The organism is Pseudomonas sp. No.117 (assembly GCF_054558395.1).
Map to the genome: position 1 here is coordinate 1 of NZ_BAAJNP010000002.1, position 16,133 is coordinate 16,133.

At 67.7% G+C, this 16,133-nt stretch carries 12 protein-coding genes; 5 read left to right on the top strand and 7 right to left on the bottom strand.

The genetic code is table 11. From position 1 onward, the window contains the following. Window positions 1-205 (top strand): thiamine pyrophosphate-dependent enzyme (locus ACYJP6_RS03495; protein ID WP_459473446.1); only part of this gene is annotated, 205 nt, incomplete at its 5' end. Between the two features lie 248 nt (window positions 206-453). Then, window positions 454-1,194 (top strand): IclR family transcriptional regulator, encoded by a 741-nt coding sequence (locus tag ACYJP6_RS03500; protein WP_459473448.1) that lies wholly within the window; start codon window positions 454-456, stop codon window positions 1,192-1,194. A 514-nt stretch (window positions 1,195-1,708) separates the two neighbouring features. Here the strand turns inward: ACYJP6_RS03500 and ACYJP6_RS03505 are convergent. The 4 genes from ACYJP6_RS03505 to ACYJP6_RS03520 form a co-directional block, all read right to left on the bottom strand. Beyond that, complete coding sequence (locus tag ACYJP6_RS03505) at window positions 1,709-3,577, bottom strand: feruloyl-CoA synthase (RefSeq protein WP_459473450.1); 1,869 nt, start codon at window positions 3,575-3,577, stop codon at window positions 1,709-1,711. 77 nt (window positions 3,578-3,654) lie between these two features. Then, the gene (locus ACYJP6_RS03510) at window positions 3,655-5,103 is read right to left on the bottom strand and encodes an aldehyde dehydrogenase (protein ID WP_459473452.1); all 1,449 of its coding nucleotides are present in this window, start codon (window positions 5,101-5,103) and stop codon (window positions 3,655-3,657) included. A 40-nt stretch (window positions 5,104-5,143) separates the two neighbouring features. Further along, window positions 5,144-5,974: a p-hydroxycinnamoyl CoA hydratase/lyase gene (locus ACYJP6_RS03515; RefSeq protein ID WP_145005548.1), complete on the bottom strand. Its 831-nt coding sequence runs from the start codon at window positions 5,972-5,974 to the stop codon at window positions 5,144-5,146. 118 nt (window positions 5,975-6,092) lie between these two features. Continuing rightward, a complete protein-coding gene (locus ACYJP6_RS03520; protein ID WP_459473454.1) occupies window positions 6,093-7,424 on the bottom strand; it encodes an MFS transporter in 1,332 nt (443 codons plus the stop codon). Window positions 7,425-7,810: 386 nt separating this feature from the next. Here ACYJP6_RS03520 and ACYJP6_RS03525 point away from each other — a divergent pair, with 386 nt between their 5' ends. Together ACYJP6_RS03525 and ACYJP6_RS03530 are read left to right on the top strand one after the other, a co-directional pair. Continuing rightward, window positions 7,811-8,869, top strand: a complete 1,059-nt coding sequence (locus ACYJP6_RS03525) for a Rieske 2Fe-2S domain-containing protein (RefSeq protein ID WP_459473455.1) — start codon at window positions 7,811-7,813, stop codon at window positions 8,867-8,869. Between the two features lie 10 nt (window positions 8,870-8,879). Continuing rightward, the gene (locus ACYJP6_RS03530) at window positions 8,880-9,833 is read left to right on the top strand and encodes a PDR/VanB family oxidoreductase (RefSeq protein WP_459473457.1); all 954 of its coding nucleotides are present in this window, start codon (window positions 8,880-8,882) and stop codon (window positions 9,831-9,833) included. A 219-nt stretch (window positions 9,834-10,052) separates the two neighbouring features. Here ACYJP6_RS03530 and ACYJP6_RS03535 read toward each other — a convergent pair whose 3' ends face one another. The 3 genes from ACYJP6_RS03535 to ACYJP6_RS03545 form a co-directional block, all read right to left on the bottom strand. Continuing rightward, window positions 10,053-10,937, bottom strand: a complete 885-nt coding sequence (locus ACYJP6_RS03535) for an EthD domain-containing protein (RefSeq protein ID WP_459473458.1) — start codon at window positions 10,935-10,937, stop codon at window positions 10,053-10,055. A gap of 155 nt (window positions 10,938-11,092) precedes the next feature. Then, complete coding sequence (locus ACYJP6_RS03540; protein WP_459473460.1) at window positions 11,093-11,797, bottom strand: GntR family transcriptional regulator; 705 nt, start codon at window positions 11,795-11,797, stop codon at window positions 11,093-11,095. Then, the gene (locus tag ACYJP6_RS03545; RefSeq protein ID WP_459473462.1) at window positions 11,794-12,699 is read right to left on the bottom strand and encodes a LysR substrate-binding domain-containing protein; all 906 of its coding nucleotides are present in this window, start codon (window positions 12,697-12,699) and stop codon (window positions 11,794-11,796) included. Before ACYJP6_RS03545 ends, ACYJP6_RS03540 begins: the two co-directional genes overlap by 4 nt. Window positions 12,700-12,850: 151 nt before the next feature. Between ACYJP6_RS03545 and ydiJ the strand changes: the two genes are divergently transcribed. Continuing rightward, on the top strand, window positions 12,851-15,880 hold the full coding sequence (gene ydiJ, locus ACYJP6_RS03550; RefSeq protein ID WP_459474277.1) for a D-2-hydroxyglutarate dehydrogenase YdiJ: 3,030 nt from the start codon (window positions 12,851-12,853) through the stop codon (window positions 15,878-15,880). The last annotated feature ends 253 nt before the right edge of the window (window positions 15,881-16,133 follow it).

Consider the following 16,133-nt stretch of genomic DNA (forward strand, 5'->3'; position numbering starts at 1 on the left):
GGACTACGGCAACCCGGACTTCGTCCGCTACGCCGAAAGCTACGGCGCCCAGGGCCACCGCGTGGAAAGCGCCGCGGCCTTCGCCCCGCTGGTGCAGCACTGCCTGGACACCCCCGGCGTCCACGTCATCGACTGCCCGGTGGACTACTCCGAGAACGACCGCATCCTGCACCAGGACATCAAGGAACGCAGCGCGGCGATCTAGGTGCCAGGTGGCAATTCGGGTCGCCCTGGTCGCCAGGCCAGGGCAGGCCTCGCTGCCCATCAGGAGCCTCACCCGGCAACGTTGCGCGCAAGCTTGCGGAGCCCGGCGCTACCGGGCCACGGAAATACCCGGACCTAATAAAGGCCCGCCTGCGCCGCCTGGATGGCTGACCGGCGCGAGCGATTCACTAGGCGCACGCCGGGCGCTCGCGGATAATGGTGCGATAGCTGCCCTTTAGGAACACGAGCTTGAACACCACCCGTCCTCGCCCAGGCGTTTCCGGCGTTGCCTCTGCTGATCGCGTCTTGACCGTTCTCACCGCCTTTCGCATCGGCGATGCCGCCCTGAGCCTCGCCGAACTGGCCAATCGCACCGGCCTGATCAAGAGCACCATCATGCGCCTGGTGGTGTCCCTGGAAAAATACGGCCTGGTGACCCGACTCGCCGATGGCAACTACATCCTGGCCAGCGAGGTCGTGCGCCTCAATGCCGTCTACCAGGACTCCCACGATGTCGGGCGCCACATCATGCCGCGGCTGCACCAGCTCACCGAGCAGAGTGGCGAGACCGCTTCCTTCTATGTGAAACACGGCGCCTATCGTCTCTGCCAGTACCGGGTGAACTCTCCCCATCGCCTGCGTCTGCACCTGCAGCCCGGCGACATGCGCCCCATGGACCAGGCCGCCGGTGCACTGGCCCTGCAGACGCCCTATGCCGTCGCCAAGGCGGGGATCACCCCCTTCTATTCCTGCGGCGCCACAGACCCGCACGCCTCTTCCGTGGCCCTGCCCATCTACGACGCCCAGGAAGAGCTGCTGGGCGCCATCGTGATCTCGGGACCGGCCAATCGCCTCAGCCTGGAACGTGCCCAGACCCTGTACGACGTCTTGCGCGAGTCAGCGGACGAGCTGACCCGCAGCCTGGGCGGCAAGCCCATCTACGGCACGGGCCAGGCGAAGCCCAAGCCTCGCAAGAATAGAGACGGTTGATCCTCGGCGAGCGCCTGCCTTGGCGGACCTGAGCGATCACCAAGGCTGGCATTGGGCTTCGGGCAGAGGTCTTTTTCCAGCCGCCTTGGCCATAGGTAGCAAGGCAGAGCAGATACCCTTGGTCACCGCGGCCCGTGTTCGTTGGGCTTCGCTGCGCTCAGCCGCAACCTACGAAAGCCAAGTTTACTGCCAACAGCCTCCCCTAAAGCCCCCTCTCCTCCGGGAGAGGGCCGGGGTGAGGGAAGCCCAACGGCCAATTCACCGCTTGTTGGGCTTCGCTGCGCTCAGCCGCAACCTACGAAAGCCAAGCTCACTGCCAAAAGCATCCCCAAGCGCACCCTCTCCCTCCGGGAGAGGGTCGGGGTGAGGGAGGTCAAACGGCCACCTCCCCTCTCGTTGGGCTTCGCTGCGCTCAGCCGCAACCTAGCAAAGCCAAGCCCGCTGCCAAGCGCCCGCCGAGCGCCCCCTCTCCCTCCGGGAGAGGGTCGGGGTGAGGGAGAGCGGTCAGCTCTCGTCACGCCCGAATCAGCAGCGGCGCCGTCCCGCCATAGCAGGCCGCGACCCGCTCCGCGCGATGGGTCAGGACGCTGCGCTGGTTGAGCGAACCCTTGTCGGTGATCTCGCCCCGGTCAGCGGACGGCGGCTCTTCCTGCAGGGCGATCCACTCCAGGCGGCTGGCGTTGCCCGAGGCGTGCTTGTTGAGACGCTCGAGCCAGTCGGCGAACCAGGCTTGCACCGGCGCGCTGGCCAATACCGTCGTTGCCTCGGCGGCCTCGCACAGCCCCGCCAGTTGCCGGCAGTCTGCCAGGCGGGGAAACACCAGCAAGCCCAAGCATTCGCGATCCGGCGCCGCCACCACCACGTCCTGCACCAGGGGCGTACCCTCCAGTACCGCACGATTGCGCAGCGGACCGACGCTGACGAACACCCCGGAGGACAGCTTGAAGTCCTCGGCGATACGGCCATCGAACATCAGCCCCAGTTGCGGATTGGCTGGATCGACCAGCTTGAGGGCATCGCCCGAGCAGTAGAAACCTTCCTCGTCGAAGCAGGCAGCGGTCTGCTGCGGATCACGCCAATAGCCGGGCATGATGTGCGGACCACGGAAGCGTCCTTCCAGCTTGCCGTCCACCGGCACCAGCTTGAGCTCGCACCCCGGCGCCGGCACCCCGACATAGCCGGCCACCGACAGCGGACCGGTGGTGAAGGTGCAGCTGGGCGAGGCCTCGGTCATGCCCAGGCCGGCCATCATGCGGATACGTTCGCCACAGTGGGCCTCGGCGATGCGGTCCAGGCGATCCCAGACGCTTTGCGACAGCCCCGCCGCCGCGAAGAAGAACAGCCGCATGCGGGCGAAGAAACGCTCGCGCAACTCGGCGTCGCGCTCCAGGGCATTGGCCAGCTCTTCCCAGCCGCGCGGCACCGTGAGGTAGGCGGTGGGCGAGACCTCGCGCAGGTTGCGCAGGGTCTCGCCGAAGCCCTGGGGCGTCGGCTTGCCGTCGTCCAGGTAGAAGCTGCCGCCGTTGTAGAGCACGATGCCCAGGTTGTGGCTGCCACCAAAGGTATGGTTCCAGGGCAGCCAGTCCACCAGCACCGGCGGCTCCTCGCCGAACACCGGGAAGGTCTGTAGCAGCATCTGCTGGTTGGCGCAGAGCATGCGCTGGGTGGTGGTCACCGCCTTGGGCAGCTTGGTGGAGCCGGAGGTGAAGAGAAATTTGGCGATACTGTCCGGCCCAGTGGCCGTGAAAGCCTGGTCGGCTGCGGCCAGCTCGCCACGGGCAAGCAGCGCCTCGAAGGCCAGAGTAATGCGTCTCTGCGCCTGGCCACGGGTCGCGATCACCGGCACGTCGGCCGGCAGCACGGCGTCCAGCGCCTTCTGGTAGGCCGGCGCATCGCCGACGAATACCAGCCCCGGTTGCAGGAGGCCGCAGACATGGCGCAGCTTGGCATGGTCCTGGGACAGCAACGAATAGCCGGGCGACACCGGGCAGAAGGGAATGCCGGCATAGAGCGCCGCCAGGGCCAGTTGCAGGTGCTCGGGATCGTTGCCGGAGAGGATCGCCAGGGGGCGCTCGGCCGACAGGCCGAATTCCAGCAGCGCGGCGGCCAACTGGCGCACCCGCTGCAGCATCTCCGCATAGGAGAACTCGCGCCAGGTACCACCCGCCTCGCGCGCGGCGAAGAAGGTACGGTCGGGTGCCACCTCGGCCCAATGCAGCAGGCGATCCAGCAGCCGCGGCGGCGGTGGGCTTAGGCGCTCCTGGGAGGCCAGGTAGAGCAGCCCACCCCGCTCTTCCACGGTGACGCCGGGCTGCCCCAGGGCCACCGGTCGATAGCGCAGCGGCCGATCCGCGGGCGCACGGGTTTGCGTGACATGGCTCACCTTGAATTCTCCTCTGGGCTGGCGCCCAAAGGCGCCTCTTATTCTTGTTGCGTCAGAAGCGATGGAAACGGCGCTGGCTAGATCGGGTAGTGGCGCGGCCCCGTCTGCAGCGTCACCCAGCGCAATTGGGTGAAATGCTCGATGGAGGCCCGCGAGCCGAAGCTGCCATAGCCGCTGGCCTTGACGCCGCCGAAAGGCATCTGCGCCTCGTCGTGCACCGTGGGGCCATTGATGTGGCAGATGCCGCTCTCCACCCGCTGGGCCAGCGCCAGGGCACGGGCGGTGTCGCGACTGAAGATGGCCGACGAGAGCCCGAACTCGGAATCGTTGGCCAGGCGCAGCAAGGCCTCGTCACCCTCGGCGCGGATCACCACCGCGACTGGGCCGAAGGACTCCTCGGCATACAGCTTCATCTCGGCAGTGACGCCATCCAGCAGGGTCGGCTGCAGGATGCTGCCGTCGAGTCCGCCACCGCAGACCAGCCGCGCGCCCTTGCCCACGGCATCGTCGATCAGGGCCTTGATGCGGGTCCCGGCGCTGGCGTCGATCAGGGAGCCCAGTACCGAATCGGGCGCGCTCGGGTCACCGGCCTTGAGGGTTCGTACCTTGGTCGCCAGGCGCTCGACGAAGGCGTCGGCGATGCGGCTGTCCACCAGCAGGCGCTCGGTGGACATGCAGATCTGCCCCTGGTTGAAGTAGGCACCAAAGGCCGCCGCGGCCACGGCGGCGTCCAGGTCGGCATCTTCCAGCACCAGCAGCGGCGCCTTGCCACCCAGCTCCAGCACCGCCGGTTTGAGATGGCGCGCCGACAGCTCGCCGACGATCCGACCGACCCGGGTGGAGCCGGTGAAGTTGACCCGCCGCACTGCCGGGTTGGCGATCAGCCGCTCGACGATGGCCGGCGCATCCTCCGGCGCATTGGTGACCACGTTGACCACGCCGTCGCCCAGGCCGGCATCCTGCAGCACCTGGCCGATCAGCCGATGTACGCCAGGACTCTGCTCGGAAGCCTTGAGCACCACGGTATTGCCACAGGCCAGCGGCATGGCCAGGGCGCGGATCCCGAGGATCACCGGAGCGTTCCAGGGCGCGATGCCGAGCACCACGCCGCAGGGCTGGCGCAGCGCCATGGCGAAGCTGCCGGGGACGTCGGAGGGAATGACCTCGCCCTGGATCTGGGTGGTCATGGCCGCCGCCTCGCGCAGCATGTTGGCGGCCAGGTGCACGTTGAAGCCATACCAGTTGGCCATGGCCCCGGTCTCCCCGGCCAGAGCGACGAATTCGCCACTGCGCGCGGCCAGGCCATCGGCCGCCGCCAGCAGACGGCGACGGCGCTCGCCGGGCGGCAACGCCGCCCAGGCGGGATAGGCGGCCTGGGCCGCGGCCACGGCGGCGTCGGCGTCTTCCAAGGTGGCGGCAGCCACCGTGGAGACGACCTCGCCGGTCACCGGATGGCGACGCTGATAGCTACGACCGTCACCGGCCGGGCGGCTGGCGCCGCCGATGAGCAGGGATATCTCGACCATGACGCTACCTCTTGTTGTTGTGCTTGCGGACGGTGGCGATTCAGCGTTTGTAGGTTTGCAGACCGGGCTTGATGCTTTTGTCGTCGAGGAACTGCTTCATGCCCTGCTCGCGGCCGCCTTCCGGATCCTGCAGGCGCGACTGGTCGAGCTTGGCATAGAGGTAGTCCTCGTTCTGCTCCCAGGTCAGCTCGCGGCAGCGCTTGAAGCCGACCTTGGCGGCGCGCAGTACCACCGGGTTCTTCTGCAGCAGTTCCTGGGCCAGGGCGGTGGTTACCTCGCGCAACTGGGCACGCGGCACGCTTTGGTTGACCAGCCCCATGGCCGCGGCCTCGGGCCCGGTGAAGGTCTTGCCGGTCATCACATAATAGAGGGCGGTGCGATGGCCGACGGTGTCGGCCAGGGCCTTGCTCACCAGGTTGCCCGGCGGGATGCCCCAGTTGATCTCGGACAGGCCGAAGGTGGCCTCGTCGGCGGTGATGGCCAGGTCGCAGGCCACCAGCGGACTGAAGCCGCCCCCGAAGCACCAGCCGTTGACCATGGCGATGGTCGGCTTGGCGTACATGCGCAGCAGCTTCCACTGCCACTGGGAGGCCTCGCGGCGGATCTTCTCCTGGAGAATCTCCGGGCCGGCATCGGTCTCGCGGAAGTATTCCTTGAGGTCCATGCCGGCGGTCCAGGCGTCGCCGGCGCCGGTCAGCACCAGCACGCCAGCGCTGGCGTCCTGCTCCAGGGTTTCCAACACCTCGACCATCTCGCGGTTGAGGGTGGGACTCATGGCATTGCGTTTCTCGGGGCGGTTGAGCGTCACCCAGGCGATACCATCCTCGATATCCACCTTGACCGTTTGCCAGCGTCCGTCGTAGCTGCCCATGGCGTATGCCTCTTGTTGTTTGTGGGTATGGACAAGAAGCTACGCCAGGGATTTAGTTAAGTCAATTAACTATTTTTTGCCAGACGATGACGCCATGAAGACGGTTCCGCCGGAGGGCTCACCCTTGCGATACGCTCAAGCCCGCACTCGCGGCACGCCCTTCCGGCCGGGACAGCAGCAGGAGCAGACCCGCCGCGACGAACACCAGCGCGAACACCAGGTAGAGTCGCAGCGGCGGCCAGCCGCCATCGAGCAACAGACCCGCCACCAACGGCGAGAGGATGGCGCCGAGGCGACCGATGCCGATGCCCCAGCCCACCCCGGTGGCCCGCACCTCGGCACTGTAGGCCAGCGCCGGCAGCGCATAGAGCCCGGCGATACAGCCATTGGCGAAGAGACCGATCAGCAGGCCCATGGCCAGGGCACCCAGGTAGGAGCTGTCCATGTGGGCGAAGGCCACCAGCAGCAGCGCGGTGGTGAGCATGAAACCACCCAGCGCCCGGGACAACGGCAGGCGCGCGAACAGCAGGCCGACCAGGGCGGCGCCGAAGATACCGCCCACGCTCAGCAGGACACCCCCCGCCACCCCCTGTTGCTCGGAAAGCCCGAGGGTGGTCAGCAGCTTGGGCGTCCAGCTCATGATGAAATAGAAGCCGAACATGGCCAGGAAGAACAGCGTCCACACCAGCAGGGTGGTCCGCCGCAGGGCGGGCGCCAGCAAGCGCCCGACGGTTCCACCCGCCGCGCGCGTTGCGACGACCGGGGGCAGCGCCGCCAGGGGCGGCTGCCCCAGCCGCCTGGCCAGGCGATTGACCCGCGCCAGGGCGCCACTCGGTCGCCGACTGAGGAGGAAATCCAGGGACTCGGGCAAGCCGCTCAGTACCAGGGGGATGGCGCCGAGGGTGATGAGACCGCCGGCGCAGAACACCGCGCGCCAGCCCCAGAGCGACAGCAGCCAGACCGCCAGCAAGCCACCCAGGGTAGCGCCCAGGGCGTAGCCCATGCCCTGCAGGCTGACTGCCAGGCCCCGCCAGCGGCGCGCCGAATATTCGCTGGCGATCACGTTGCTGCTCGCCAGCACCCCACCCACGCCCACACCGGTCAGGCCCCGCAACAACGCCAGTTGCTGGGGTGAACCGGCCAGCGCCGACAGCAGCATGCCGACGCCGGACAGCAGCAGGCAGACCAGGATCAGGCGGCGCCGGCCCCAGCGATCGGCCAGCGGCGCGAGCAGCAGCGAACCGGCCGCCATGCCCACCAGGCCGGCACTGAGCAACATCCCCACTTGCGACCCGGAGAGGCCCCATTCGCGAGACACCGAGGCGGCGGTGAAGGCCATCACCAGGACATCGAAGCCATCGATCATGTTGAGCAGGATGCAGACCAGCACCGCCAGGTATTGGAAAGCCCGCATGGGGCCGCGGTCGACGATTTCGCGCAGGTCGCTCATAGCCCACCTCGCGACGCAGAACAGCGGGAGATCCGGAGCGAGACCGGTGAAGTGCAAGACGATACGGAAGGGACAGGTCCTGACATGGCGAGCATCCTTGAATTCTTGTTGTTGAGGTCACCGCCCGATCAGGCTGGCAAAAATGGATCCAATTCACAAGATGGCCAAAGTCCAGACCGGCCTTCGAGCAAGGCCACCAAGGGATCGCGACAGGCTGAATGTCCAGGAAAATCAAGCGCTCTATACACCCGAATTACTCCGGAACACAGCTAAACAGCGGGCGATTATCGAGCGGCAATCGTATTCCCTACCCACCCGAACGCATTGACACCCAGGGGTACCCGCCCAATCATTGGATCCAATAGACAACAACAAGAGGTCGCTCCATGTACCCGAAGAATGCCTGGTACGTCGCCTGCACCCCCGACGAACTCACCGACAAACCCCTGGGCCGGCAGATCTGCGGCGAGCCGCTGGTGTTCTACCGTGACGCCAACCGCCAGGTGGTGGCCCTGGAAGACTTCTGCCCGCACCGGGGCGCGCCGCTGTCCCTGGGTTTCCTGCGCGAGGGCACCCTGATCTGCGGCTATCACGGCCTGGAAATGGGTTGCGGTGGCAAGACCCTGGGCATGCCGGGCCAGCGGGTCGGCGTCTTTCCCGCGGTGCGTCCCTATGCCGCCGTGGAGCGCCACGGCTTCATCTGGGTCTGGCCGGGCGACCAGGCCAAGGCCGATCCGGCGCTGATCCCGCACCTGGAATGGGCGGAGAGCCCCGACTGGGCCTATGGCGGTGGCCTCTACCACATCCAGTGCGACTACCGGCTGATGATCGACAACCTCATGGACCTGACTCACGAGACCTACGTCCATGCCTCCAGCATCGGCCAGAAGGAGATCGACGAAGCGCCACCTGCCACCCGCGTCGAGGGCGACGAGGTGATCACCAGCCGGCACATGGAAAACATCCCCGCTCCGCCGTTCTGGCGCATGGCCCTGCGCGGCAACGGCCTGGCCGACGACGTCCCGGTGGATCGCTGGCAGATCTGTCGCTTCAGCCCACCGAGCCACGTGATGATAGAGGTGGGCGTGGCCCATGCCGGACACGGCGGCTACCACGCCCCGGCGAGCGTCAAGGCGGCCAGCGTGGTGGTGGACTTCATCACTCCCGAGACCGAGACCTCCATCTGGTACTTCTGGGGCATGGCCCGCAACTTCAAGCCACAGGATGCCGAGCTCACCGCCAGCATCCGCGAGGGCCAGGGCAGGATCTTCGGCGAAGACCTGGAGATGCTCGAACGCCAGCAACGGAATCTGCTGCGCTATCCCGAGCGCGGCCTGCTCAAGCTCAACATCGATGCCGGTGGCGTCCAGTCGCGGCAGATCATCGACCGCCTGCTGGTCGCCGAACAGGCCGCCACCGGCATCCCGGTCCGGCAGATCGCCTAGGAGACCCTTCATGCTCGATCTGATCGTGACCGCCGTGCAGCGCGAGGCGCCCAGCATCCTGGCCTTCGACCTGGCGCGCGCCGACGGCGGCCCCCTGCCCGGCTTCGCCGCCGGCGCCCATCTGGAGATCACCCTGGGCGATGGCCTGGTACGCCATTATTCCCTCTGCACCGCTCCCGAACCCGCGCCCACCCGCTATCGCATCGCCGTGCTGCGGGTACCGGAGTCCCGCGGCGGCTCCCAGGCCATGCATCGGCTACAGGTGGGCGACCGGTTGCAGGCGAGCGCGCCGCGCAACCTCTTCGCCCTGAATCCAGGCGCGCGCCGCAGCCAGCTGCTGGCCGGCGGCATCGGCATCACCCCGCTCCTGGCGATGGCCGAACAGCTCTACCAGCAGGGTGCCCGCTTCAGCCTGCGCTACCTGGTGCGTGATCGCGACCATGCGGCCTTCATCCCCTGGCTGAAGGCACGCCCCTATGCCGAGCAGGTCAAGGTGCACTTCGACCAGCAGGATCCGGCGCTACGGCCGAATTTCCAGCACCTGCTCGGCCCGGCGGCGCCGGACGACCACCTCTATGTCTGCGGCCCGGCCGGTTTCATGGCGGCGGTGGTGGACGCTGCCCAGGCCCAGGGCTGGCAGCCCGGGCAGATCCATCGCGAATTCTTCGCCGCCGATCCTGCGGCCCAGGGTGAACAGCGTCCCTTCGAGGTAGAGCTGGCGCGCAGCGGCAGGCGCGTCCAGGTCCCGGCGCAGCGCAGCGTGGTGGAGGTGCTGGCCGATCTCGGGGTGGTACTGCCGGTCTCCTGCGGCCAGGGCCTGTGCGGCACCTGCCTGACCCCGGTGCTGGCTGGCGAACCCGAGCACCGCGACCTCTTTCTCTCGGAGGCCGAGCACGCCGCCAACGACCGCTTCACCCCGTGCTGCTCCCGCGCCAAGGGCGAGCGACTGGTGCTGGATCTTTAGGTGCTGGGCGAACAATAGCTGCGCTCGGCGATGCCTCGTTGGATAAGGCCTGGATGACCAGGCCCACCTAGCCGGCCCCGTCGCACTGCGCATTTATCGTTCGCAAACGCGTACCTGAGCCCGGTCGTGCGCGAGTCCGATCACTGCCTCAGCCTTTTTCGTGGGGCCGCCCAGGCCTCGCCTGACCTTCGCTCGGCGACTTTTCGTACAGGCCTAGGACTACCGGACAGGCTCGTCCAGCCGGCCACTGAACAGCAGCGTCTCCACCTGTGGATGCAATTGGTTGACGGCGCCCAGGTAGTCGATCAATTCGGCCGCCCGGCTGCCGCGCAGCGCCGCCGTGGTCAACTCGCCCTCATGCACATAGGTGTAGACGCCGCTGACGGCGAAGGCCTTGAGCTGGGCGATGTGGTGCACCTGCGCCGCACCGGTGGCCCGGAAGGCGTCGCTGTCGAGGAAGCGCCGCCGGGTCAGCGGCGAGGCGAAGGCGATCTCCAGCATCGCCAGCCGCTCACGCGCCGGCGTAGCCCGGTGCGCCACGCCCGGCGAAGGGGGATGCTGGCCGTCGTTCGCAAAAGGCGCGCAAGGGTGGAGCCGCACCTTGAGCACCGGCTCCTGATTAGCAAGCCAGGGGCCGAATTCCTCCAGCAGGTAGCGGTTGAGGCCCGCCAGATCGCCACGTGGCGCCAGATGGATCTGCAATCGATCCAGGCGATCCGGTCCGTTGTGGCGAGCATCGTCGAGCCGGTTGAGCAGGGCTCGCGAGCCCTCCGGCAGATCGTAGGCCAGGGTCTCGGCGAACATGTTCTGCTCGTCGACGAAGAGCAAGGGGCTGGCTGCCTGGAAGCGCTGCTGGTCAGCCGCCGAAGCGAAACCGATTTCCACCATGCCATCCAGCTCGTAGTCGGGGATCTCGTCGATACCCTCGAGCAACGGCCAGAGGTGCGCATCCTGATCGCGGTCGAAGTGGTACTGCACATAGTGACCGAGCCCCGGCAAACGGGCGCAGAGCGGACCGTGGACGTCGCGCCAGTAGTGGGCGAAGACGTCCTGGGGGACCCGTGCTCGACGCTTCACGGTGGTGTAGCTGTTGATGGTGATCACGCTCGACTCCTTGGGCCAGAGCAGCTTTCGACCGCAGCGAACCGACGGCGACTGCGCCGCCAGTCGCCAGAGCTGAGCGGAAGGCCATGCGGCCTGACACGCGGAACCTGGCTAGCCATCCGCGGCAGGATGGCCCGCGCCGAGCCCTCGGCCGGCTAGGTCAGTACCTGGAGCGAGCGGGCCAGGCCGTCACCGGCGAACAGGCGGGCATAACCCAGGGTCGCCTGGGCATGCTCGCGCATGATGCCCTCGGCACGGGCGCCCTGGCCGCGTACCAGGGCATCGAAGACCGCATGGTGCTGCAGGTGGGCGAAGTTGAAGCGGCGGTATTCGCGCTCCAGGTCCTGGGCGTCCACCGCCAGGGCGCTCACCGAGGCGAAGGGCAGATGCTCGTGGCGCCCCAGGGCCACGGCGATGGCTGGATTGCCACTGGCCGCGACGATGGCCTGATGGAAGCCGCGATTGAGGTCGTGGTATTCCTCGAGATCCTCCAGGACCACGTGACCCTTGGCGAACAGCCGATCGCCACGGCGCAGATAGTCTTCCAGCATGGCGCGGGTGTCGGCGTCCAGGCCGCGCTCGGCCGCCTGGCGCGCGGCCAGGCCTTCCAGCACGCCACGTACCTCCACCGCTCCTTCCAGGTCCGCCCCGGTCAGGGCGCGCACCTGGTAACCCCGGGCACCACTGCGCTCCAGCAGTCCCTCCTCGGCCAGGGTGCGCAAGGCCAGGCGCACCGGCATCCGCGACACGGCGAAGCGCTCGGCGGTGGGGATCTCCGCCAGCCGCTCGCCCGCGGTCAGTTCGCCAGACAGGATCATCTGCCGTAGCGCCGCCAATACCCGCTGTCCCGGCTTGCTCATGGCTGTCCCTCTCCTTCATTGATCTCGGCCAGCAGCCACTGGCGAAACGCCTGCAACGACGGCAGTCCCTCGTTGCGCGGCGGATAGACCAGGTAATAGCTGCGGCGACTGACCAGGGGCGTCCCGCAGGCGAGCAGGTCGCCCTGGGCCAGTTCGTCCTCCACCAGCACCCGCGGCACCAGGCCGATGCCGATGCCGGCGCGCACCGCCTGGATCAGGTGCGAGGTCAGCTCGAAACTCGGTCCCGGCCGCATGGCCCGGTGTGGCAGCTCGTGATGCCGGAACCACTCGCCCCAGGCCTGGGGATTGTTGGCCACGCCGAGCAGCAGTTGCCCGGCCAGGGTGGCAGGTGTCGCGTCCGGCAACTCGGCCAGGGTGGCCGGACTGGCGATCACGACCAGTTGCTCGGCTTGCAGCGGATGGGCGCGGAGCCCCGGCCAGTCGCCACTGCCGACACTGATGGCGGCATCGATCTCGCTGGCGGCGAAGTCCACCGCCTGGATGCGCGAATGCAGGTGCACCAGCATGCCGGGATGGGCCGCGTAGAAGCTGCCCAGGCGCGGCAGCAGCCATTTGGAGCCGAAGGTCGGCAGCACCGCCAGGCGCAGGGTGCCCTGGCCCGAGGCGAAGGCCATGGCCTGCAGGGTGGCGCTGCGGATCTGCCCCAGGGCCAGGCCCAGTTCGCGGCTGTAGGCACGCCCCACGTCGGTGAGCACGATCTGCCGGCCCTCGCGGCGGAACAGCGTCAGCCCCAGCAACTGTTCGAGCGCCTGCACCTGGCGACCCACGGCGCTCTGGGTCAGCGACAACTCCTCGGCCGCCCGGGTGTAGCTCTCGTGACGCGCCGCCGCCTCGAAGGCCAGCAGCAGCGACATGGACGGCGTCAGCCGACGGTGATTCATTCAGGTTCTTCCGGCATAGGCGGCGGAATCTTCGGTTGTGGCCCCGGCGCGCTGTGGTGAGAATGCCTACTATAGCCAGAAAAGGTCGACGCCATTCCTTCGCTCGCTGAAGGAGACGGCCGTCCGCCGCCAGAGAGCCCGCCTGATGAACATGATCGCCCGCCTGCCGGCCCCGGCGCCCCTCGCCGCCGCCTACACCGACTTCCTCACCGCCCTTGCCGCCAGCGGCTTCCAGGGCGAGATCGCGCCGGACTATGCCAGCCGCACGGTCATGGCCACCGACAACTCCATCTACCAGCGCCTGCCCCAGGCAGCGGTCTTCCCCAAGGACAGCGCCGATGTCCAGCGCCTCGCCCAGCTGATGGGCGAGGCGCGCTTCCAGGGCGTGGTGCTCACCCCGCGCGGCGGCGGCACCGGCACCAATGGCCAGTCGCTCACTGACGGCATCGTGGTCGACCTCTCCCGCCACCTGAACCGGATCCTCGAGATCAATGCCGAGCAGGGTTGGGTGCGGGTCCAGGCCGGGGTGGTCAAGGACCAGCTCAATGCGGCGCTCAGGCCCCACGGGCTGTTCTTCGCGCCGGAACTGTCCACCTCCAACCGCGCCACCATCGGCGGGATGATCAACACCGATGCCAGCGGCCAGGGCAGCGTGACCTACGGCAAGACCCGCAACCATGTGCTGGAACTGGACGCCTACCTGATCGGCGGCGAACGCCTGGAGAGCCGCCCGGTGGACAGCGCCGAGCTGGACGCCCTCTGCGCCCGCCAGGATCGCACCGGCGCAATCTACCGCTGCGCGCGGGACATCGCCGAGAACCAGGCCGAGCTGATCGAGGCGCGTTTTCCCAAGCTCAACCGTTGCCTCACCGGCTATGACCTGGCGCACCTGGTCGAGCCCGATGGCCGCTTCAATCTCAACAGCGTGCTCTGCGGCGCCGAGGGCTCCCTGGCCTTCATCGCCGAGGCCAAGCTCAACGTCCTGCCGATTCCCAAGTATTCGGTGCTGGTCAACGTCCGCTACGCCAGCTTCATGGATGCCCTGCGCGACGCCCGCGCCCTGATCGAACTCAAGCCGCTGTCCATCGAGACGGTGGACTCCAAGGTCCTGCTGCTGGCCATGCAGGACATCGTCTGGCACAGCGTGGCGGAGTATTTCCCCGAGGACATCGCGCGTCCGACCCTGGGCATCAACCTGGTGGAATTCAGTGGCGACGATCCCGAGGACGTGGACGTCCGCGTCCAGGGCTTCCTCGACCACCTGCGCCAGGACGCCACCGTGGAGCGCCTCGGCCATACCCTGGCCGTGGGTCGCAACGCCGTGACCCGGGTCTACACCATGCGCAAGCGCGCGGTGGGCCTGCTCGGCAACGTCCAGGGCGAGATCCGCCCGCAGCCCTTCGTCGAAGACACCGCGGTACCGCCCGAGCGGCTGGCCGACTTCATCGCCGAATTCCGCGCCCTGCTCGATGGCCATAATCTGCAATACGGCATGTTCGGCCACGTCGACGCCGGGGTGCTGCACGTGCGTCCGGCCCTGGATCTCAAGGACCCGCGCCAGGCGGCGCTGGTGCGCCCGATCTCCGACCAGGTGGCCGCCCTGACCCAGAAATACGGCGGCCTGCTGTGGGGCGAACACGGCAAGGGCGTTCGCTCGGAATATGCGCCGGCCTTCTTCGGCGACCTCTACCCCGCCCTGCAGGCGCTCAAGAGCGCCTTCGATCCACACAACCAGCTCAATCCGGGCAAGATCGCCACCCCGCTGGCCAGCGGTGCCGAACTCCTGAAGATCGACGGCGTGACCCTCCGCGGCGAACTGGACCGCACCCTCGACGAGCGTGTCTGGCAGAGCTACGGCACCGCCATGCACTGCAACGGCAATGGTGCCTGCTATAACTACGATCCCGACGACGCCATGTGCCCCTCGTGGAAGGCCACCCGCCAGCGCATCCACTCGCCCAAGGGCCGCGCCTCGCTGATCCGCGAATGGCTGCGGCTGCAGGGCCAGGCCGGTATCGATGTCCTGGCTCCAGCCCCCCGGGGTGCCCTGAACTGGCTCAAGGCCCTGCCCCAGCGCTGGCGCAATGGTCGCGCCGCCGAAGCGGACTTCTCCCACGAGGTCTATGACGCCATGGCCGGTTGCCTGGCCTGCAAGTCCTGCGCGGGACAGTGCCCGATCAAGGTCAACGTTCCGGAATTCCGCTCGCGCTTTCTCGAACTCTATCACCGTCGCTACCTGCGCCCGGTCCGCGACTACCTGATCGGCTCCCTGGAATTCAGCCTGCCGCTGTTCGCCCGGATGCCCGGCCTGTACAACGCCGTGATGGGCGCGACGCCGATCCAACGGCTGTTCGCCGAACGCATCGGCATGGTCGACAGCCCCCTGCTCAGCCGTTTCGACCTGGTGCCAGTCATGCACCAGTGGCAGGTGCAGATCGCCACCCCCGAGCGGCTGCTGGCGCTGAGCGATGAAGAACGCGCCAAGACCGTGGTGGTGGTACAGGATGCCTTCACCCGCTACTTCGAGACGCCGCTCACCGCGGCCTTCCTGGAACTGGCCGCGCGCCTCGGCCAGCGGGTGTTCCTCGCCCCTTATCGCGCCAACGGCAAGCCGTTGCAGGTGCAGGGCTTCCTCGGCGCCTTCGAGCGCACGGCACGGCGTAACGCGGCCCAGCTCGCCAGCCTGGCCGGCTTCGGTGTGAAGTTGGTCGGCCTGGATCCGGCGATGACCCTGGTCTATCGCCAGGAATACGCCAAGGTCCCCGGCATCGCCCGGATGCCCGAGGTGCTCCTGCCCCAGGAGTGGCTGCTGCAGGTGTTGCCAGCGGAAAGGAAGGTCGTCGGCGACAAGGTCTACCGCCTGCTCGGCCACTGCACCGAAAAGACCAACGCCCCGGCCAGCGTCGGCCAGTGGCAGCAGGTGTTCGAACGCCTGGGCCTGGGGCTCAAGCCGGAGAGCACAGGCTGCTGCGGGATGTCCGGCACCTATGGCCACGAGGCGCGCAACCTGGCGACCTCCAAGGTGATCTACGACCAATCCTGGGCCCGCGCCGTCGCCGTCCCGGCCGAACAGGGCGAAGCCCTGGCCACCGGCTACTCCTGCCGCAGCCAGGTCAAGCGCATCGACGACCGCCGCCTGCGGCACCCGCTGGAGGCGGTGTTGGAGGCAGTGAAGGGCTGACATCCCTGTTGGGCTTCGCTGCGCTGAACCCAACCTACAGGACGCACCCTTTCCGTAGGTTGGGTTGAGACGGTTCCATCGTCGAAGCCCAACAGCTGGAGCTCGACCCGAGGCAATGTTGGGCTTCGCTACGCTCAACCCAACCTACAGGGCGCACCCGCTTCGTAGGTTGGGTTGAGACGGCCCCATCGTCGAAGCCCAACAGCCGGAGTTCGACCCGGGCAATGTTGGGCTTCGCTACGCTCAACCCAAC

Bases quoted from the DNA above. Each gene is read 5' to 3' on its own strand.
- ACYJP6_RS03515 (WP_145005548.1), bottom strand. From the start codon at position 5,974: ATGGGCAGCTACGACGGACGCTGGCAAACGGTCAAGGTGGATATCGAG.
- ACYJP6_RS03530 (WP_459473457.1), top strand. From the start codon at position 8,880: ATGCTCGATCTGATCGTGACCGCCGTGCAGCGCGAGGCGCCCAGCATC.
- ACYJP6_RS03545 (WP_459473462.1), bottom strand. From the start codon at position 12,699: ATGAATCACCGTCGGCTGACGCCGTCCATGTCGCTGCTGCTGGCCTTC.
- ACYJP6_RS03520 (WP_459473454.1), bottom strand. From the start codon at position 7,424: ATGAGCGACCTGCGCGAAATCGTCGACCGCGGCCCCATGCGGGCTTTC.
- ydiJ (WP_459474277.1), top strand. From the start codon at position 12,851: ATGATCGCCCGCCTGCCGGCCCCGGCGCCCCTCGCCGCCGCCTACACC.
- ACYJP6_RS03510 (WP_459473452.1), bottom strand. From the start codon at position 5,103: ATGGTCGAGATATCCCTGCTCATCGGCGGCGCCAGCCGCCCGGCCGGT.
- ACYJP6_RS03540 (WP_459473460.1), bottom strand. From the start codon at position 11,797: ATGAGCAAGCCGGGACAGCGGGTATTGGCGGCGCTACGGCAGATGATC.
- ACYJP6_RS03525 (WP_459473455.1), top strand. From the start codon at position 7,811: ATGTACCCGAAGAATGCCTGGTACGTCGCCTGCACCCCCGACGAACTC.